Genomic DNA, 21,989 nt, shown 5'->3' on the forward strand with positions numbered 1-21,989 from the left:
ATAATATTCTTTAAAGCTATATTAATGATTTTATTGGAAAGAAGGTGGCGCAATCTTCGTCCCCCAAACCTCATTCGGCTTATCTCCCAATTTAAATTTCAAGATACCTCCTTTTGAAAAGGTCTTCCAGTCTATCCATGTATTGTCATACTCATTGCCATTCCATTGCAATGAGTGTACAAACTCTTTCTTTTCAGAGCCTCCCTCTATTCTTACTTTCGAATTTTCAAGATGCACAATTACAGATTTGAAAATAGGACTATGAATGGAAAAACCTCCTACTGCAGGGATTTCAGGATAGATACCTAAGCAAGCAAATACATACCAAGCCCCCATAGAACCTAAATCATCATTTCCTGGTAATCCATTATCCGTAGCAAAATACTGTTCATTGAGTACACGACGAATTATCCGTTGAGTTTTCCAAGGTTTTCCAATCCAATTATAAACCCAAGGGATTCCGAAACTTGGTTCATTACCTGCTGCAAACCAAGGATCATTATAGCTGGCATCTAAACGCACAAACATTTCATCCAAACGTTTTTCCGCTTCCTTTTTCCCTCCAATAATATCGATCAAACCTTTATAATTATAAGGAACCATCCAAAAATAGTTCTTATATGTAGATTCACGAAAATCTTTATTTAAAGGTTTCCATGAACCATCGGAATCTCGAGACTGTATCCAGCCTGTTTCTGGATTATATAAATTCCTCCAGGAATCTGCTCGTTTCATATAATGCCAACTAGTGGGTTCATTGTTACAAGCATGAAGAGCAAACTGAGCTATAGCAAAATCGGCAGATGTATATTCTAAATGAATGGATGCATCATAATATCCTTTTTCCAAATATTGCTTCAAACCGGGACGAGTATACACATCTTGTGAACGAGTATTCGGTATTTCAGCTCCACGTTTCATTACAGCTAAAAGAGTACGCGGATCATAATTTCTTGCACCAAAAGCATATGCATTTGCGACAACCAAAGTTGTTGGATCCCCTTGCATTACTCCCGTTTCAATATTTGCCAGTACCCAACGGGGCCACCCTCCCCCACTTTGCATAGCAAAATCATAATGAGAAGCAACTACATCCGAACATACATCTGGAGCTAACATTGCCAATAACTGGGTTTGCCCACGATATGTGTCCCAATTGCTGAAAGATGTATATTGCTTGCTGTGAGTTTTGTAGATTTTATTATCTGCCCCCATATAATCACCATTTATATCACTACAAATATTGGGGTGAATCAACGCATGGTATAAATGAGTGTAAAACTGAGTCAATCTTTCATCATTATCACTCTCTACCTCAATTTTTCCCAAATAGAAATTCCATTTGTTCACAGCTGCAGTTTTTATTTCATCAAAGTTCCATCCATTATTCTCAGCTTTCAGATTCTCTTTTGCATTTGCCACCGACACATATGAAACTCCTATTTTATATAACAAAGGAGAATCTGTTCCTTCAAATGTGAAAAATACGCCTGAATTTTTACCTTCTGAGAATGTATGTCCTTTATAAATATTCTTTTCTTTCCAGACACCTGATTCGATACATTCTTTATTAAATTCTGCCACAAAATACACTTTATAAGGAGTAGATATTCCACAAAAGCTTCCACCTTCTGCATAACCCTCACATGTATTTCTCCCTGTTATAACGACAGAAGCCACCTCTATCGGTGTCCCCGCTACACCACCAGCTATTATTACCGTATTTTTATTTTCATTACCATTAAAAGCGATACGCGCCATACCTGTACGTTCCGTTGTTGACAGTTCGACTTGTGCATCGCCGTTAACACAAGCTTGATAATAGCCTGCACTTCCTTTTTCTTGCGAGATGTCCAAACGCAACCCTTTTAGATTGTCGGGAGAAACTTTCAATTCTCCCGACAAAGGGAGCATCGGAAAATTCCCCATATGATCACAACCCGCTCCGCTTAGTTGGTTAATCCCGAATCCCAAATGAGGACAAAAATAAGAACGAGTAAACTGTACCATTCCAAAAGGATAGGTAGCCCCAGGATATGTATATCCCGAGGCCCAACCCGTTCCTTTCGTTCCTATCATTGTATTCACCAACTTTGCATACGATACTTTGTGCTTGTTAGCTCCTAACGGAAGCACATAAAATAAGAATAAGGCTAATACTATATTTCGAAAGGTTTTATTCATTACCATTAAAGTTCGATATTTAACTCTTGTATATTACTATAATTATAATATTCCGTACCAGCATATTTGGTTACCACAACGGCGCGCACATAAATCTTATTACCATTGGCTTTGATAAAGTGAGCATATTTATTGATATTCGCACTATTTATTTCCATAGATACTTGTTGCCCACCGGATAGAATATCGGCGTCACTCATGGTTGAACAATTTAAATTTCCAGTACCCAAATTATGTCCGGCATCCCTGTCAATATGGTTAGAGACATTCCAATATAACTTAATGGCAGTAATTTTACAATCTTTACTATCTGTTTGCCAATTCCAAGTACGACCAACTATAACATCAGCATTTATTATCAAATCTTTTAGAGATATATTTGCAATTGACACATTTGCATAAGGAACAACTTCTACTATTACATTAGTTTGTCCGTTAATAGTAACAGATTGTTCTTCCACTGGAAAGAAATTTGTTTGTTCCAACACCATAGTATATTCCCCATTGAACAATTGTCCATTGATAAATTGTCCATTTTCTTGCGCATAAAATAATTGGGATTCCGCTTCTACTTTCCAGTCTTGTTGCGTCAGACGAACGCGCATACCAGTTGTCGCATTGACCGGTTGAGGAACCAACTCACCTGTTGCTACATCTACAACTGAACCATTAATACCTCCATCGGGAGTATCATAGTTATCCAAACTACATGCTGTAAGAGATAAAATACAGCATACCAACATCGTATATTTTAATTTCATGATCAATATTATTTTTAATTAGAAATGAGGATTCTGTACTAATTTAGGATTCGTCTTCAAATCTGTATCACTTAATTTGATGTAATAGTGTCTTTCTAAAAATTGTTTATTCGGGCGATTTACGCGGTCATAGCCACTTTCTCTTGAAAAAATATAAGACTTAGGAACGACACGTCCATCAATGTCGCTTATTTTTGTACCATCTTCATAAACAGCCCATGGGAACAATGAGGTGATAGGACTATCATCGAGCACACCTTTGCCTCCGTTATCAGCGCGTGGAGTAGCAGCAATTCTCCAACGTCGCAAATCCCAATAACGATGACTCTCGTAAGCTAATTCTACACGACGTTCATTACGTATACGGTCCAATGTTACTTCCATATCATCCAGTTCCTTTATACCTGCACGGTGGCGAACCATATTTACAGCCTTCTTGGCTGCCGATAGGTCACCCAACTCCATTTTGGCTTCGGCCAAATTAAGGTAGATCTCAGCAAGGCGAAATACCGGCCAAGGATTAGAGCACATATTATAGTCTGCAACATCTTCATCCAAAAACTTACGTGCATAAAAACCGGTCTTTGTCGGATTTTTTGCAACTGTGGGACCATCTTTACCTAATACCGTAATTTCTTGCCCATCAGCCAAGGTCTCTGTTTTAGACTGGTCATTTACCCATGTACTCTTATCTGGAATTTGCATCCCTCTAGCTATTCCACGTCTAACTTCTATAAAACTAGTCTGAAAATTATCGCCAGGTAAACATACCGTAGCTGCCAAACGGGGATCTTTGTCTTTGAATAAGTCTTTCATATCTCCGTACTTGATATAACTTCCATCTTCATTCTGCACATTCAGTTTTCCGTTACTTCCATCAATATATTCAAATGCTTCAACAAATTCCAAAGTAGGAGTGCCTGAACAACCATAACCATTACGAGTAAAGCTAAAAGGAACATAATAGCGTGTATAATTGTGCTTCACATCCGGTAAAGCATATCCCTTTGCCCAAATCATTTCTTTATTAGCCGCCGATTCATCAAAAAATATTTGACGGAAACTTTCTGTACGCTGTTCTGCAGCAACATTATATCCATATAATTCATAACGACCACTGTTTATTACCTTTTCAGCTGCATCTGCGGCAGCCTCCCAATATGATATAGCCTTAGCAGGAGGTACACCTACACAATGCTCATTATCCAACTTTCCATATTTTGCAATAGAAGCAGCATATAGACAAGCCCTGGACTTCAAGGCATAAGCCGCGTAGCGAGTAATACGGTATTTTTCGTTTTCACTGCGAACTTCGGGCAAATCATCTGCAATATCATCCATTTCAGTACGAATGAAATCCCAAATTTCATCTTCCTTATTACGTGGGACTTGCAGAGCAGTCAAATCATCATCATATTCTTGTACTTCAGTAATTAATGGTACCCCACCTAAGCGTTTTACCAGGTTAAAGTAATGAAAAGCACGAATGAAACGAGCCTCTGCCACAACAGATTTTTTTTCAGACTGCTCTATTGCTGCTGTTTCCGACTGCTTGATAAACGTATTACATTGACGAATACCTTTGTAAGTATCTCCATACATATAAAACCAATCATCACCATATATTACCACATTGGGAGTGTTGGCAAAAACCCCATTAGCCCACGAAACGGCAGCTTCATCCGAACAATAGGTTAAATCCACATGCGAAAAGTCAAAAAAACCGTTAGCGTAAAAAAACAATTCAAGCTGCATGCTAGAATACATTTCAGCAATGACAGAATTTACAACATCTGGATCATTCCAGACATTTTCTGCCGGAATAAAAGTTGCAGGCTTTATGTCAAAAAAGTCATCGCAAGACACCAAAGACGAAGCCAACAATAATGAAAATAGAGTATATTTAATTGATTTCATAAGTATCAGTTTAAAATTCCAAGTTAAAACCAAAATTCACAGTCCTCGTTTGAGGATAATACATACCGTAGGACGCATTGCCTTCCGGGTCCATACCATCTACCGAAGAAGGAGCAAAAGTCAACAAATTATAGCCACCTACATAGAAACGTAGATTTTGTACGCCACACTTGTTCACCCAGGTCTTGGGTAATGTATAGCCCAACTCTATGTTTTTCAACCGCAGATAATAGATATTGGGAGTCCAAAAAGTTGATGCCTTCCCATTTGAAGCAGGGTTACTTTCTGCACGGATAGCCGGAAAACGTCCAGGAATCCATTGGCTGTTCATGTCATTCATATCAGTACGATGCCATCTGTCTTCATACATTCGATAACCATTACCCCTGCCACTTTGTTGGTAAGGCTCCTTGTGAGAAATGGTAAATGTATAATTACTGGCTCCCTGCCATAACATGGAAAAGTCAAATCCTTTATACGAAGCTAGCATATTTAGTCCAAAGAATATTTCCGGTGTACCGCTTCTTGTAATAGGCTGTTCATCAAGCTCATTGATAATACCATCATGATTATAGTCTTCAAATTTAATGTCACCAGGCATCAGTGACAAGTTTCCATTATTGTCTTGTACTGGTGAAGTTAAAACTTCCTCCCAGCTTCCGAACTGTCCGATAGCCTTATAGCCCCATCCAATATTTTCCCAGCGATGGGCACCGTTATGCCTCCAATTGTCATAAGCATTTTTAAATGGCGCCTGTTCTCGATACAAGTTTTTCTTACGAGTATACGTAAAATTACCCCTTACCTCATAGTGAAAATCATTAACTGTATTTCTATGTGATAAAACTAATTCAAAGCCTCTGTGAGAATCACTATTCAAGTTTTGTTCCGGCAAATTCGCTCCAAACGAAGTCGGCAGTGTAGCTCCTAATGTAGCCTTTAAGCCAGTACGTTTACGATAGAATGCGTCAAATTCTAAGCCCAGTTTTCCTTGCCACATCGAAATGTCTACCCCCACATTAGTCAGACGAGATTCATACCAGGTAAAATTCGGATTAATTAAGCCTTTATCTTTTGCACCGGAAATCACATTACCTGGACCAAATACGTAACGGTTGCCACTCGGATAGGTATATCCTTCCAAATAATTCCCCGGATTAGCATCCACCTCATCACCTATCACTCCAAATGAAGCCCTCAATTTGATATTATCGAAAATATTTGTACTGTTTTTAATGAAACTCTCCTCAGACAATCTCCACCCAACAGATACGGCAGGAAAGAAATTCCAACGTTTATCTTTAGCAAATTTATAAGAACCATCATAACGCCCACTTAATTCTATCAGATATTTGGCATCATAAGCATAGTTGATACGAGTTACCAAACCTGCCCACGCCTTCTCTTCAGAAGAACCACTTATCATACGATTATTGGAATTCGAAGCATCCAATTCAGGAATCAAAGTATTATCCAACTCACCCTCAGCTTTAAAGTATTCACGGTCATACTTTTTGGTTTCCCATACAGCCAAGACTGAAATGTCATGCTTCCCAAAATTATTATTATAATCCAACGTATATTGTTGTGTAAGCCAACTATTGGTATCATGATAACGATTTATCTTATTTGTAGAACTTTGCTCTTTTTCTACATAGATATCATTCACTGCATCGTACGAGTAAGTACTGAACGCTTTGGGATTTTCTTTTGCCAATGTCGAATTACGTTCGTAATTCACTACAGCACGGGCAGAAAGTCCTTTCACCCACTTGGAAAAATCATACTTCAATTGGAATTGACCGGCAAATTGTTCCCCATGAGATATTTTTGCACCTACAACATCTTCGTCCAATGCCACCAAGGGATTAATCACACCATCCTGTACAGAATTATAATACTTTCTGTTCCCATTGGCATAGGGTTCATAGTAAGGTAAAGCCGTACGCATATTGGTGAACACACCCGATGAAAATTTATCGTCAAATGCCCCACCAGTTCCTATTGCTACGGGAGAATGGCGATTTTCACGGCGTGCACTCAAGTTCAAGTCTGCTGTCAGGTTCTCTATGATATCCATACTCAGATTGGAACGCACGTTCAAGCGTTCATACGTATCGTTTGTACGAACAATACCGTCTTGATGCAGGTAGCCAAATGATGTAAAATATCTGAACTTACCTGAACCTCCTGATATATTTATATTATGTGTTTGCATAGGTGCATTTTTACGCATAACCAGATCATTCCAATCTGTGTTAAAATACTGAGTGCTTGTACCATTGGCAACATCTTGAATAACATCCGGAGAAAAAGCCTCGGACAAACCACGATTGGCATTAGACTCATTCATGTAAGTCATATACTCTATAGCATCCATCACTTCCACCATGCGTGTTGCACTTTGCAAAGCCATGTTGAAGCTATAGTTTACTTTAGTCTTTCCTTCTTTGCCCTTCTTAGTCGTAACAAGAATAACACCATTCGCACCCTTAAAGCCATAGACAGCTGCTGATGCATCCTTCAATACATTAATTGATTCTATATCATTAGGATCGATAGACTTATAATCGGATTCCACTCCGTCTACTATTACTAAAGCACTACCAAAGCCACGGATATCCAAATCAGCAGCGCCATCCTCACCCGGGCGACCGCTCTTTTGTACAGAACGGATACCAGGCAGATTACCCGCCAATGCACTGGAAAGATTGGGACGGTGTGCTTGTACCAATCGCTCAGTCCCTACAGTAGAAATGGCACCTGTCAAATTTACTTTTTTCTGTGTTCCATATCCCACAACGACCACCTCATTCATCAATACAGCATCTTCTTGCAAAACGATGCTTAACATCTGTTTGCCAAGGATAGTGACCTCTTCTGTTTTCATACCTATATAAGACACTAGTAAAGTCGCATCATCATTTACTTCAAGGGAAAAATTGCCGTCAATGTCGGTAATGGCACCTACTGTACCACCTTTCACCTGAATAGTGGCACCAATTATCGGCTCGCCATCCTTATCAAGGACGCGTCCTTTAATAACTTTCTTATTTTCACTCTGAATCAGATTTGCCACTTTCGAAGACACTTTTCTCAGAGTGATATACTTCCCGGAAAATTCATAAACCAATCCTCTATCCTTACAAATCATTTCAAGGGCTTGTTTCAGTTTAATGCCACGTACATCCAAACTGACAAGTTGATTGATATTGACATCATCCGAATGAACAAAATAGTATCCCGACTGTCTCTCCAAATCATTCAACACGCTCTTCAGAGTAGCGTTTCTTGTTTGAACACTGACTTTTACAGTCGGACTCAGTACATTAACAGCCATTGCCGAATTGAGGGTATTACCCAACAAGAGACAAAGGCTTAATAGCACGCATACTTTCCGCCAACTCCTTTCAGGAAGCCTTCGTAAAAGCATTTCAAGTAAAATGTTTTCCATAACAAAAACCATTTAAAATTAACAATTATATCAAAAACTACTATTATTGTATGTAGACAATCTTATTATCTACACTCAACTTGTACGAAAAACGCCCCGTATTAATCAGAGCATCCAATATCGTCCTTATATCATCACCCACACGAAATTTCGCAGTAAAACGTCCCTTCAAGCGATTGATATTTTGAACAACAAATTTCACATCATAATAGCTCTCCAATCGCAGTATTATATCGCTCAGCAATTGATTATCAAAGTATAGCACCCCCTCATTCCATAAAAGAAGTTCATCACCTTTTACGGATCTCTTAAATATTGTCCCATCATTTAACACTGCTTGCTCGTTGGAAGATAGATATAACTTACCTCCTTTTATTCCGCAATCCACCTCTACCGCACCTTGCAAAAGAGTTGTTTCAAAAAGTGGCTTATCTGAATAGTTAAACACATTAAACTTTGTACCCAGCACGCGCACATCTCCTCTGCTAGTATGCAAAACAAAAGGTTTGCCCTCGTCTTTTGCTACTTCCAAATAAGCTTCTCCATCCAGATAGACTTGCCGTTTGTCACCACTAAACACAGCAGGAAAACGAAATTTGCTCTTTGAATTCAACCACACGGCAGTACCATCACTTAATAACACATGAACTTTCTGTCCTACCGGAACTTCTATTTCCGTTAACTGTTTTTCTTCATTAGTTGACACAATATGCAAAGTCAAAAACAAAGTCATCCCCACTGCAACCAAAGCAACAGCTGCATATCCTAGCACCACATGAAAATAGCGTCTTACTTTGTACATCTTCATTTTCACACTGCCAGATGCACTCATATCTGTCTCATTATCCCAATCCGAAACATAAGCCACCAGCCCCATTACATTCTTCATACGAACATATTTTCGTCGTAATGTAGGGTCGGCTGCAATTTCAGCAAGAAAAGCACGCTTTTCCGCATTACTCATGTTTCCGGTGAAATACCTATTAAAATCATTTTCTTTCATTAGACCTTAAAATCATACTTTTATCATACATTCATTTATAAGACGATATCAAATGAATAATCCCCCAATAAAAATATATATTTTTTCAACTGCCCCGATCAAGAAACATCCGACAAGACAAAACGCAAGATACTTGGAAAACTTAAGGTACAAGCTCTCCAAGTATCAAAACTTATGAATAAAAAAACTAATACTCGTCTATATTCAATTCATTTCTATAACAATCAAGACGGACTTGCAAACGCCGTTGCACTTCTTTATAATTTGAATTACCATAAACATTATTTAGTTCATGAGGATCTTTCTGCAAATCATATAATTCATTATAACTATACGATTTGTTTTTTACATCATAAAAATGAACCAATTTATAGCGTCCATCACGTACTCCATCATGCCGACGTACCTTATGTTGAGCAGGATAATCATAATAGTGATAATAAATATCACGGCGCCATTTCTTTGACACATTACCTTCCAATAAAGGAATTAGGGATTCTCCTGACATATAATTAGGCTTATCAATTCCCGCAATATCCAAAATTGTCGGAGCATAATCAATATTTTGTACCAACTTATTGCATTTTTTTCCTTTTTCCATTCCAGGATAATAAATGATAAGTGGTGTTCTTAACGACTCCTCATACATAAAACGTTTGTCAAACCACCCATGCTCTCCCATATAGAATCCTTGGTCTGACGTATATACAATTACAGTATTATCCATCAAATTATGATTCTCCAAATACTCAATCAACCGTCCAACCTCATCATCTATAGATTTGATACACCGAAGATAATCTTTCATATATGCCTGATATTTCCATTTTTTCAGTTCATTTCCAGTTAGCTGCATATTTTTAAAATCGACAAACCGCTTATCGTAAGCCTCTTCCCATAAAAAGCGTTCTTCCGGCTTCATACGATCAATAGAGCTTTGCATACCTCTTACATTCCACTCCTCACTATAAGGTGCAGTATCCTTCAATTGGTTTAATTTAAGATCATAAACAACAGTCATATCTTTATCTATCTGCATTTCCTGTTCATGAGCCGGTTGGCAACGTGTACCATAATCATCATCAAAAGTATCCGGATAAGGGAATTCCACATCTTCATAAAGGTCTAGATATTTAGGCTCTGGCATCCAATTCCGATGAGGAGCCTTATGATGAACAAGCAGACAGAAAGGAGTATCAGGTTTACGGTGTTCTAAGAAATCAATAGCATAATCCGTTACCAAATGTGTAGCATATCCCTCACGTCTCACATACTTTCCCCTTGTTTCTTTATTTTTAAATTCCGGATTATAATACTCACCTTGCCCATACAACACTTGATAATAATCAAACCCTTTAGGTTCACACTGCAAATGCCATTTACCAACAACTGCTGTTTGATAACCATGCTGTTGCAGTATTTCCGAAAAAAAAGTTTTAGTAGTATCAATCTGCCCAAAAAGCTGCCGTTGCCCATTCTGATGACTATATAGTCCAGTCATCAGACAAGCACGGGAAGGAGCAGAAAGCGAATTCTCTACAAATGCTTGTTCAAAAAGCATTCCTTTTTCCGCTAAACGATCTAAATTTGGAGTGGGCGCCAATTTTGCCAATATACCACCATAGGCACTAATTGTCTGATATGAATGATCGTCTGTCATGATATAAACCACATTCATTTTTGGGGATGGCAACTCTTCTCCCTCCTCCGCATAACCATTTTGAACCCCTCCTATTAAAGAAACCGGTAAACAAAATAGCATAGGTGATAATACATTTTTCATAACTTAATAAATTTTACAATTACTGATACAAGCCAACAATAGGATTACCTTCTCATTTTCAATTATATATATTAAATCTGCAATCTTTTCCCCGAAAAGTATGAACTAACATTTCCTTAGTCATCCTAACTTAAACATTTCAAAATTTCAACATTTAAATACAGTTACTGAAAGCATGTTTTCAAATTTACCGTTTTTTCAAACCATATTTATAGAGAACAGGCTGTGTGATCCCTGGCCAACTATCCGTCCGAAAAGGAGAAGCCAAATAACCGGCACTATTTACCAAATTCATATCATCCGGATTATTTCCCCATCCATAGCGCACTGCTACAGGATGTTTCAGAGTTTCATTGAACACAATAACTTTATCATCTTCGATATAGGCTTTTGCCCAAACAAACTTACGATCATCACCAGCTATAGCAAAGCCATTAAGATAGCCATATTTGTTACCTTTAGCCTTCAGCCCTTTATCCATATTGGTAAAAGAAAGAATTATTTTTCCAGAGGCTAGCTTCATTGAATGATACACTGGTCCAGAAGCAATAGTATCCCTACCGTAAGCAACTTGCAAAGCATTTGCTGCCAAACGCAAACCTACATCTTTTTTATTTTTGGGATGAATATCACCGGCTTCACCAAGGTCTGTAATAACTACTTGTCCAGTACCAGGCAGAGACAGAGCCATGTTTTGCGCCTCACGTAATTCCGCCCATTCACTCTCTTTCGGCTGCGCATCCACTGACATGAAGTTTGCCAACTGTACCCAAATAAAAGGGAAATCGTATCCCCATTGCTTTCTCCAATCTTTTATCATTAAAGGAAACAAACTACGATAAGCATAGGCCTTGTTCACATTATTCTCTCCTTGATACCAGATGACACCTTTAAGATTATACCCCACTAGTGGAGCTATCATGCCATTGTACAGCAAAGAAGAAAATGCGTTAGGACCACTCCCTAAACTTCCCAATCCATAATAAGAAGTGAGAATGGAAGGTTCATAATGCCATTTTCCTGCCAACGAATAACGCTCATCCCCCACTTTGAGAAATAAATTTTCCGGTTTTCCAGTAAAGCCACCTTTCACCTCCATATCTGTCACTTTTACGGTAATACGGTTTCTACCTGGTTTTAGTATACCTGGCTTCAGAGGATACCTACGACCAGAAAACCAATTATTCGTAGCCCCAACTTCGATCCCATTCACAAATGTCACATCTCTATCGTCTATAGTCCCTAATGAAAGCACAGCTGAAAGTTCAGATACAGATTGAGGCAACACAATATCCTTATAAAACCATACAACGCCATCTTCATCAGCCAGTTCTCCACCCCAAGCAGAGGGTAATTTACAAACTTTTAAGTTTGATACATCATATTCTGCAGAATACCAATGTTTTGTCATACCTTTATCCTCCATGCGTAAAGCCTGATTGTAACGTTCCAAATCACGACTTGAGTAGCCTAGCGCCTGCTCTATACTTTTTCCTTCATGTATCATATATGCAGGATTAGCCATGGCAGATTCCCAACTTGTCCATGTTTCAATATCGGTTCCTCCCCACGAGGAGTTGATTAAGCCAATTGGCACTCCCACCTCTTTCTGAAGCGCTTTACCAAAATAATAAGCCACCGCTGAAAAATAGGGAGTGGTAAGAGGATTACATTCTTCCCAATTTCCTTCAGGCAAATCTACTTCTACGGCTGTTTGCTTATTTTTAGGAACGGTAAACAAGCGTATATGTTTGTTATCCGAACGTCGAATGTCCTCACGAGCATTTGTTGAGCCTTTCAGGAAAAACTCCATATTCGATTGTCCACTACATAACCACACATCACCAATCAAAACATTCTCAAATAGAATTTCATTTGCCTTACCTTTTATTTGTAGGGTGAAAGGTCCTCCTGCCTCCATTGCCGGTAAAATAACCTCCCATTTCCTTGTTTTATCTGTTATGGCTGATTGTGAAACACCATTTAAAGTAACATAGACAACTTCTTTCGCATCAGCAAATCCCCAGATACGAATGGGCATTTTTCTTTGTAACACCATATTGTCTGAAAATATATGAGGCAAAGCAACTTTAGCAGATATGAGGGAAATACTCCCAAATAGAACACAAAGTATCAATATAAATTTAGCATATTTCATAACTATATCATTAAATATTCAGTCCAACATTAAACAACAAATTATAAGCAGGCCTCTTTTTCTTTCACCAGCTCTATTCGATGTATCACCGGTTGTGCCAATTCATACATACGGCTTACCAATAGCTCCATCTCGTCTTGCCATGCTTTTCGTATTTCAGGATACATCATTTTGGAAAAGTTATCCAAATGTCCCGCCAAAAAAATATTTTCGTGCACACTAGCGCGCAAAGTATCCATCGCAGCTATGTTATCTTGAAACAATATACCTTTCCGTTTCAGAATACGAAATTCCGTCCAGGCATATTCTCGAAAACGTTTCTCTATGTTCCAACGTTCCTCATTGAGATGCATTACCTTTACAGCTTGCTGATATTGAGGAGTATTATGAAGTACAGCCAAATTAATTCCGTCTGCCAAAGTTTCAGCATCCAAAATCGTAATAAAATTTCCATCGATTTTCAATGCATAGTTACCAGTTTGCAATCCTTGCACTTGTAATATTTCTTGATTTAAACTCTCGATAATAGGGGCATATTGGATTGCTTCAAACTGTGAATGCTTTTTCCCCCAGCCACGCGGTACCGTATCAAGAGGATAAGGCAAAGATTTTGCCAAATAATTAAACGATAACGCATTTCCCATATCATTTTTAAGCCCGCTAACATAGCAATTCTCCCTATTCAATACCTTCTGTGTATCAGCGTTGATGCAAACTTTTGCTATAGGCTTACCAGCCAATCCCTGTGACTTTAGGAAAAAGTAAGCCATCAGCATGTTACCATGATTATCTGGATGAATACGATCCCCTTGAGTCAAAGTGAAAGTCGGGTCTTTTGCTTGCTGCTTCCTATTGACCGCAGTTATCGAACCGAAGAAGTCAACAAAGCTCCAGCCGTTCCGAACTGCTGCCTTCCGCTGCATTTCTACAATTTCAGCCACCGTTGTATTCTTGCCTAAAAACAATTTACTCTTACCACTCAGCCACATTTCATCATAAGGCAAACTACCTGCCAAAATCACCTTGGTATCTTTATGTGCCAACATAATATCCTGCATTTTCTTAAAAGCAGTATCTATACGCGACAAGCGATCGGAAACAAATGTCTCTACATTACCTCTTAAATATTCATCATAACCACTATCATTCATCCCAAAAGAGGCGACAACGACCGTAGGCTTTTTGCCATAAACATCCTCCTCCAGACGTTCCAACATATCCCAAGAGGAATCACCTCCTGTACCTGCGCTATACATCTGCATACGTAACTCAGGGAAACGAGTAATATAGTAAAGCCAGATGTAAGAATGATAATGTCCTCCTTCAGTAATACTATTTCCTAAAAACACCACCCTATCACCATTTTGAAAAGGCATAGGTAACTTTTGTGCCTGCAGATTCATATAGGATAACAAGACACAGAATACATACAATCCCCATTTCTTCATTCTTAATCAGAATTTATAATTCAACAACTCATCTAATTATTTATACTCACCGAGAAAGGTCTATCTTCCTTGCCTATACCTCTTTGCTTATTAGGTTTATCATCCATTTCCAAGGACAAAGAGCCTCCTTTAGCTATATCTTGATAAGTAATGTAGTTTTTGGTATAGTTTTTCCCATTCAAGGTAGCAGAACGGATATACATATTCTTACGGTTGTTATTTCTGGCTTCAATTACAAATTTGTTACCATTTTCCAAAGTTATAGTCGCCTTGTCAAACAGAGGGCTTCCCAAAACATATTGGTCTGTTCCCGGACATACACTATATATCCCCAAAGCACTTAACACATACCAAGAAGACATACCCCCTTGATCTTCATCTCCAGGATATCCTTTCTCCGTACTGTTATACAAACGATCCATCACTTGTCGTATCCAATATTGGGTTTTCCAAGGAGCACCTGCATAATTATATAAATAGATCATATGCTGTATCGGTTGATTTCCTTGGGCATACTGTCCCATATTTCCCAATTCCATTTCTAACATTTCATGGATTTTAGTGCCGTAAGTTCCATATTTTATGATGTTGGGTACAGAGAAAACTGAATCTATTTTTTCCACAAATTTATCATCCCCTCCTAGTAAGTTTATCAGACCTTGCACATCATGGAATACAGACCACAGATAGTGCCAAGCATTTCCCTCACAGTAAGGGCCTCCCCATTCATAGGGATCAAACTCACTCCAGTCACCATTAATCTTTCTTCCACGCATAAAACCAACAGAAGGATCATATACGTTTTTGTAATTGAACATATTCTTGGCAAAAATATCACGATAAAAATTATTGCCAGCAGCCTTCGCCATCAAATAGCCACAAAAATCATCATAAGCATATTCTAGCGTTTGGGAAGTAGCCCCCATGGATTCTGGATAAGAAACAAATCCCAACTGATAATACTCTTTCCACCCTTGACGGCCATTAGCTCCTCCCCACGGTCCTTTATTCATAGCCTCATGCACATAAGCATCCAATGCCCGTTGGGGACTAAAGGAACGAATACCTTTCGCCCAAGCATCCGCAAGTAAAGAGATAGCATGATTCCCCAGCATACCGCCCGTTTCAGAAGGAAAAGACCAAGAGGGCAACCAACCACACTGCTCCTGAGCATCAAGCAAGGCATTCATATAGCGCCCTTGCATGGTAGGATGCAAAATGTTAGTTAAAGGAAATTGTGAACGAAATGTATCCCAAAATCCATTGTCTGTATACATGTAACCAGCATGTATTTTCCCATCATAAGGGCTATAATAATAAGGGCTTCCATCACTCCTTTCTTCATAAAATTTATGAGAAAACAAGTTAGCCCTAAACATACAAGAATAGAACGTAGCTTTTTGTTCTTCACTGCCGCCCTCAACTAAAACACGATTAAACAAATTGTTCCATACCTTAAAAGCATTACGTTTAGTATCTTCCAAAGATGTAAATTTTCCTAATTCCTCATGTAAAGCAAGTTCAGCTTGTTCTAAACTTATATAAGAAGAAGTTACACGGGCTTCTACCTTCACACCTTTGATAAATTCAATATATGCCCCTACACCTTTTCCTTCATCTCCAACATTTCCTTCTTTAATTGTATTCTGTTTATTCTCCCAAGTACCATACGAGACAAACGGCTTATCAAATTGAATTATAAAAAAGGCCTTAAAGGATTTGGGTGCCCACCTCCCATTGTTTACATAGCCCGTAATACGACGTTTTTCCACATCTATTTTGACGCTACTCAAATTGGTATAGCCATCAAACACAAGATAAGCTCTTTGAGAATCGGGAAAAGAAAAGCGTAGATGCCCGCATCGTGTTGTTGGCGATATTTCTGCCATCATACCATTGTCAAACTTCACACAATAATAATGCGGCTTAGCAATTTCATTCTTATGACTAAAAGAGGATGCACGTTTATTCTCATCTACTTCCAAGCGCCCAAGCACAGGCATCATGGAAAACACGTTATAATCGCCTACCCATGGACTACATTGATGTGTTTGCTGAAATCCTCGGATAGTAGTCGATGTATATTGATATTTCCATCCACTTCCATTCTTACCTGTCTGTGCAGACCAAGCATGCATAGGATAAGGCAAGGCCGTTGTGGGGTATGTATTCCCCCGACTCAGTTTAAAGTTAGAATCTGTACCCTGCAATGTATTAGCGTAATTCACCAAGTCTTTTGCTAAAGCACTATTGATTGAAAACAAGAAAACAGCATAAAAAAGCAAAAAAAATCGAATCATAACATTCCTTTTCATATGGGAAAACATTTAATCATTTATTAATATGACGAATAACAAACAGAAATCCCCCAAACAGAATCAAAGAATAAATGACACAACGTCATGGTTCTAAAGTAATCAATGATAATATTGTATCGATGATACTCCACTAAAATGAAACTAATTAAATAGCGCGACCTGTTTTACGTTTCCCCCAAAACATATCTAAACCATCCTTGTTACTATTCATATAAAAAACTTCCCTCCAACCGTGTGGTACGCTCACGACTGGCAAGAAGTTTTTATCAAACGTCTTTTATCATTTTGGTATGTGATGCTTTACGCCGGAGTTTTTGCAATGGGCAAGATAGACACGGCTTACATTGTCATACTTGTTTCTGAGACGGCAGATGCCAAGACTCTGACAGCCCTTGCAAAAGATGGCGGTAAAACCATTCGACACTTTTCCACAGCAGCTTTATATCAGTGAGTTGCAGATGTAACTTTCATTACAAGTAGCGTCAGTCATGAATAGCTTTCTCAGTCAAGAATAGAATCCTTAAATTTCATATCTTTTGCAATGGATGAGAAAAGAAAAAAATGAATGGATACGGCACAACTCATTGTTCTCAAAACTTTTCCGATATTTTTTTAGAATATCAAATTCCATAAAGCCTAATATAGGCTGAATCTCTGAAATTCCGTTTTTTGCCATATCCAAGTTTGGAATTTCTCAGTTTTGACAGCCAAGCCTTATTTGCGGGGTATTGAACATGAATCAATTGACTAATCTCATAATATTTTCTGAATGTCCCTAAAATATTCGTCTTTGCCTATCGTCTTTTTCTGTCAGTAATAGAAGATTATTCCATAAAATTAGTACCTTTACAGTGGTTAGATTATGTTTTTAGACATGAAAAATGACCATATCAACGTAATTTATTGATATACAATTTCATTATAAAATGATTGGTTTTACCCAGTCATCTTATCCGACATTTTTACAGCCCTCCGATGAGGATTACAAAACTCTTTTGGTTTTCTAATTCGCGTGCAAAGGTGGGACTTATTTTTCAAGTATCCAAATATTCATGATTTCTTTCACTGAAAAAGCAGCAAAACATGAACATTATCCACTACCATATCACTCTTTTGAAGGTAAACACACAGCCAATGAAAGACAGCCTATCAGTCTTTTATTGCTCTAACATAGGCTGTCAATACACTGAATAAATGACAGTTAGACATGCGCACTATTGTGGTACGGCTTCTCCACAAGCATGAAGAAGCCGTACCACAATAGTGAAGAAGTTTCATCACAACCGTGCACAATAGTCATTAATAAGCTTTTAGTAGGAGAAAGAGCTGTTCTTTGCGGAAAGAAGACCAGCCATTTGCACAAGAAAAAACAGCATGCAAGCAAAGTTTGCCTACATACTTGCATAGCGTCTGCTTACATACCGTAAAATGCGGTATAACAAACAATTAGAAAGCACCATGCAAGCATGTAAGCAAAATGTGTGGTAAACCTATTGTATATCTTTTCATTTTGCGATGACCCCATAGTAAACCATATTATCAATACGCTTCTGATAAATCTGGTTATTCTGCAGCAGATATCCCAAGGCCAAACACAAATCCACATCCCTGAACTTCGTCAGTTTCTGTAATTCAAAGATTGTACACTTCTTAAGATTGCACAGAATGGAATATACCATTTTCATATTATTGGTCGCCTTCTCAATATTCTTCATATTATTATCTTATTATTAGTTCCTTTCTTAAAATGATATCCTATATTATCTACTCAAATATAAGATAAAGACAGAGCAATGACAAACATTGCCCATTCTTTTCATTTCAGATAACATTCTTTGAACTACATATACCTAAAATCTGCAAAAAATATAGAACTTTATAAATATCAACACTTTATAGAAAGGTATATTCACATTATACTATATCCGGAAACGATTATGTTGGTATAATCAAGGTACTATTATATGCTTGCCTTCGGGAGTGACTACTACCGAGCCCATTTTGATGTAATGTTTCCCTTCCGGCGAAACTATTACCTTTGTTTCGCTACTCTTGTCGGAAGATTCTTTTTTCTCATTCATGAAACTCTTGTCCCGCGAAGTGGTAACCGGATAAGTATCCTCCAGATAGCTCTTCATTTCGTCCACTTTTCCGTCTTTGAACCACACCTTGACAGCCGACCACCCCGCAGGAGTATAAGCGCGGAATGTCCAAGCCTCTCCCTCCTTATTCAAATCTCTAAATGCAGGCTCTCCTAAAATGGTACACACCTCTTTAAAGCTCATACCACGTTCAATGCTGCTCAACTGCTTATAATCAAACCCGTAGCTTTCATAAATGCCACAGCCCATCACCAAGACAGCGAGTAACAAGCCTAAAACAACTGACATCTTTTTCATAATAGAAAGTTTTAGTATTTATCCATACAGCAAATGTAGTATGATAAAAACCTCCTTTTCCGTGATTCTCTCTATTTATACATAGGGATTTCCCTATCAGTTTATCTGTATCTTTACAACCTATAAAGAATATCATCCCAGCCCCGTTCCAATGAGCAATATCAAGTCGGAAGGGGCCACCACCGTATGGTTGGCAACCGGCAAAGACAGTCTTAAAACAAAGGTGCAGCCAATCCGAAAGCAGGTTTGTGCTTTCAGGAAGAAGGAAACAGCGTAGTGCTCACCGGTAAGGTGGAGATAAAGGCCCGGCAGCTCCCAATTATGTATTACTGAAATTCAAAGGACACCATGCCACCATTTGGATTGACGGACATTTTGTACGCAGAAATCTTTAAGAAGAGCATTCAGTTCCTCATCTGATGTCTTGCATGGGGGGATGAAAACTATAGCCCCTTCGTTATCACCGGCAATCCGAAACCTCCTTTCTGCAAAGTCAGGACTTTCGGTTTGCCTTTTCGTGCTTTGTTGTATGTGGCTGTGGAAACATGCAAGGTCTCTATCGCTCCATCCTCGAAAGCCACCTTTAAGTAATATTCCTTACGTACTCCGTCCGACACATAACGATGCTTGCCTACTTTACGTCTCTTTTCATGTTCTTTTATCAGCTTCTCAAGTACGGTAACCGTCACCTCCTTTGTCGAAGCAGGAGCCGCCATCCGATAATTCCCTACCAGAAAAAGCGAACAACTGATGACACCCACGCACACCACATGGCACAATATATTCACTGCCTTTTGCTCCATCGTTGTCAGCCATATCCATTTTTTATATAGAGGAAGTGTAACGACTGCCACCACAAGTCCTACCCCTACGGGTATCCACACAGCAGCCAACGTATCTTCATAGATGTTATATCCGATGCAGCCCAAAGCTACGACCAGTACAAACATCAGAAAACGGAGTATTTTTATAAACAGTTCTTTCATTGCCGCGTTTATATTTTTTGCAAATATAGGAAAAATATCATTCGACCGACTGTCAAATCTGTTCAATCTACATGAACTTACTTGCTTGATAGAATGTTATAACTACAATAACTAAAACAGAAAATATCATGGAAAAGAGCTTAATTCATAGTAATGAACTGCATTTTATCAGTAAGAAACGCATTCATCAAGCAGTAGAGAAAATGGTTGAGTCATTGGATTTGGCTGCGGGTTCCACAACCGGCTTCAACATCTATGCAGTAGTGGAGAGCTATTTCACGGATTTGGAAAAACGAAAAGAAATCAATCAGCTGCTCAACCTGGAGCAAGATGTCTGCGAAGAAATAGAGGCAGAATTAAGTTATAAATAAATTACGGAGTTACCGACTACTATTAAGTTACGGGCTACAAGCGTCCTGCAGTATGATAATGCAGTACACTTGTAGCCCGTAACTTATAGTAGCTGATAGCCAGTAAATTGAAACTTGTAGCCCACTCAGTCTTTCGCCTGATGCACCGTCAACTGCGGGAATGGGAAGTCGATACCTTCCTCATTGAATACGGAGTAAATCTTCTTGTTCATATCAAAATAAACGCCCCAGTAGTCTCCGCTCTTCACCCAAACACGAATCACCACATTCACACTGCTGGCATCCAAGGCATGAAGAGCTACAAACGGTTCGGGAGTATTCAAGATACGGCTGTCTTCGGAGATGATACGACGCACGGTGCTCTCTACCTTGTCATAATTCTCACCATATTCTACACCGATCACCCAATCTACACGACGCGTATCCTCACGGCTGTAATTAGTCACTGTACCACTGCTCAACGCACCGTTAGGGATATAGATTACCTTATTGTCGGCTGTGGTCAGAATCGTATGGAAGATTTGAATCTCACGTACCGTTCCGGACACTCCCTGGCTTTCAATCCAGTCGCCTACCTTGAAAGGACGGAACAACAGTACAATCAATCCACCCGCAAAATTCTGCAAGTTTCCGGAAAGTGCCATACCGATAGCCACACCGGCAGATGCCAACAAAGCTGCAAAAGAAGTAGTTTCCACTCCCAATTTGCCGATAACGGCAATAATCAGCAGAATGGTCAGCAAGATATTGACTAAACTTTTCACAAAGCTCTGGATACTGGCATCCACATGTCTTTTTGCCAATAACCTCGCCAGCATTTTCCTAAGAAAGGAAATCAAGAACCGTCCTACCACAAAGATGATGACAGCTCCAATAATACGTCCACCGGCACTTACGCCCCAATCTATCAATTGCTGAAGGAATATCTGCAGTTTGCTGAAACCATCGTCAGCAACTTGGGCAGCAAAGGCTGCCATGAATAAAGATGATAACATAACTATACTCTTTTTTTAAAATTAATGCTGCAAAATTAACAAATAACTCTGACTTTCGTTCACTTAACTTGCCACTTTCGACGAAAACTCCTACCTTTGCTCCCGATTTCAACTAAGGGGTGCCCTAATACGACGGGCTGAGATCATACCCATTAACCTGATCCGGGTAATGCCGGCGGAGGGAAAAGAAGAAAAGTTCCCCTTTTCTGTAT

The 21,989-nt window shown here is 38.8% G+C and carries 15 protein-coding genes, 1 pseudogene and 1 riboswitch; of the genes and pseudogenes, 3 read left to right on the forward strand and 13 right to left on the reverse strand.

The features are described 5' to 3' along the window. Positions 1-30: 30 nt before the first annotated feature. The 9 genes from DWZ67_RS15355 to DWZ67_RS15395 form a co-directional block, all read right to left on the reverse strand. The gene (locus DWZ67_RS15355; RefSeq protein ID WP_120139290.1) at positions 31-2,184 is read right to left on the reverse strand and encodes a GH92 family glycosyl hydrolase; all 2,154 of its coding nucleotides are present in this window, start codon (positions 2,182-2,184) and stop codon (positions 31-33) included. A 5-nt stretch (positions 2,185-2,189) separates the two neighbouring features. Further along, a complete protein-coding gene (locus tag DWZ67_RS15360) occupies positions 2,190-2,945 on the reverse strand; it encodes a DUF3823 domain-containing protein (RefSeq protein WP_120139255.1) in 756 nt (251 codons plus the stop codon). Positions 2,946-2,963: 18 nt separating this feature from the next. Beyond that, positions 2,964-4,862, reverse strand: coding sequence for a RagB/SusD family nutrient uptake outer membrane protein (locus tag DWZ67_RS15365; RefSeq protein ID WP_120139291.1), 1,899 nt, complete (start codon positions 4,860-4,862; stop codon positions 2,964-2,966). A 10-nt stretch (positions 4,863-4,872) separates the two neighbouring features. Next, a complete protein-coding gene (locus tag DWZ67_RS15370) occupies positions 4,873-8,316 on the reverse strand; it encodes a TonB-dependent receptor (RefSeq protein ID WP_243635174.1) in 3,444 nt (1,147 codons plus the stop codon). A gap of 43 nt (positions 8,317-8,359) precedes the next feature. Further along, positions 8,360-9,319: a FecR family protein gene (locus DWZ67_RS15375; RefSeq protein ID WP_120139256.1), complete on the reverse strand. Its 960-nt coding sequence runs from the start codon at positions 9,317-9,319 to the stop codon at positions 8,360-8,362. 187 nt (positions 9,320-9,506) lie between these two features. After that, entirely contained in the window at positions 9,507-11,102 is a 1,596-nt protein-coding gene (locus tag DWZ67_RS15380; RefSeq protein ID WP_120139257.1) for a sulfatase, read from the reverse strand. Positions 11,103-11,289: 187 nt separating this feature from the next. Beyond that, complete coding sequence (locus tag DWZ67_RS15385) at positions 11,290-13,260, reverse strand: sialate O-acetylesterase (RefSeq protein WP_120139258.1); 1,971 nt, start codon at positions 13,258-13,260, stop codon at positions 11,290-11,292. 41 nt (positions 13,261-13,301) lie between these two features. Then, the gene (locus DWZ67_RS15390; protein WP_120139259.1) at positions 13,302-14,708 is read right to left on the reverse strand and encodes an SGNH/GDSL hydrolase family protein; all 1,407 of its coding nucleotides are present in this window, start codon (positions 14,706-14,708) and stop codon (positions 13,302-13,304) included. Between the two features lie 32 nt (positions 14,709-14,740). Further along, on the reverse strand, positions 14,741-17,023 hold the full coding sequence (locus DWZ67_RS15395; RefSeq protein ID WP_120139293.1) for a GH92 family glycosyl hydrolase: 2,283 nt from the start codon (positions 17,021-17,023) through the stop codon (positions 14,741-14,743). A gap of 235 nt (positions 17,024-17,258) precedes the next feature. Here DWZ67_RS15395 and DWZ67_RS15400 point away from each other — a divergent pair, with 235 nt between their 5' ends. Next, positions 17,259-17,477: a hypothetical protein gene (locus tag DWZ67_RS15400; RefSeq protein WP_120139260.1), complete on the forward strand. Its 219-nt coding sequence runs from the start codon at positions 17,259-17,261 to the stop codon at positions 17,475-17,477. A 1,054-nt stretch (positions 17,478-18,531) separates the two neighbouring features. Here DWZ67_RS15400 and DWZ67_RS15410 read toward each other — a convergent pair. Further along, positions 18,532-18,741 carry a winged helix-turn-helix domain-containing protein gene (locus DWZ67_RS15410; RefSeq protein WP_025834937.1) on the reverse strand — a complete coding sequence of 70 codons (210 nt, stop codon included), beginning with the start codon at positions 18,739-18,741 and terminating at the stop codon, positions 18,532-18,534. A 234-nt stretch (positions 18,742-18,975) separates the two neighbouring features. Beyond that, the gene (locus DWZ67_RS15415) at positions 18,976-19,425 is read right to left on the reverse strand and encodes a hypothetical protein (protein ID WP_005828472.1); all 450 of its coding nucleotides are present in this window, start codon (positions 19,423-19,425) and stop codon (positions 18,976-18,978) included. A 103-nt stretch (positions 19,426-19,528) separates the two neighbouring features. Between DWZ67_RS15415 and DWZ67_RS20485 the strand changes: the two are divergent. Continuing rightward, positions 19,529-19,820 (forward strand): annotated as a pseudogene (locus DWZ67_RS20485) (pyridoxamine 5'-phosphate oxidase family protein). 48 nt (positions 19,821-19,868) lie between these two features. Here the strand turns inward: DWZ67_RS20485 and DWZ67_RS15425 are convergent. Further along, the gene (locus DWZ67_RS15425) at positions 19,869-20,411 is read right to left on the reverse strand and encodes a hypothetical protein (RefSeq protein ID WP_005828477.1); all 543 of its coding nucleotides are present in this window, start codon (positions 20,409-20,411) and stop codon (positions 19,869-19,871) included. A gap of 128 nt (positions 20,412-20,539) precedes the next feature. Here DWZ67_RS15425 and DWZ67_RS15430 point away from each other — a divergent pair, with 128 nt between their 5' ends. Further along, positions 20,540-20,782, forward strand: coding sequence for a hypothetical protein (locus DWZ67_RS15430; protein WP_005828479.1), 243 nt, complete (start codon positions 20,540-20,542; stop codon positions 20,780-20,782). 125 nt (positions 20,783-20,907) lie between these two features. Here the strand turns inward: DWZ67_RS15430 and DWZ67_RS15435 are convergent, their stop codons facing one another. Continuing rightward, positions 20,908-21,777 (reverse strand): mechanosensitive ion channel family protein, encoded by an 870-nt coding sequence (locus DWZ67_RS15435; RefSeq protein ID WP_034528887.1) that lies wholly within the window; start codon positions 21,775-21,777, stop codon positions 20,908-20,910. 105 nt (positions 21,778-21,882) lie between these two features. Further along, positions 21,883-21,979: riboswitch (TPP riboswitch) on the forward strand. The last annotated feature ends 10 nt before the right edge of the window (positions 21,980-21,989 follow it).

It is taken from the genome of Bacteroides sp. AF34-31BH, assembly GCF_003602795.1.
GTDB classification, from domain to species: Bacteria; Bacteroidota; Bacteroidia; order Bacteroidales; family Bacteroidaceae; genus Bacteroides; species Bacteroides uniformis.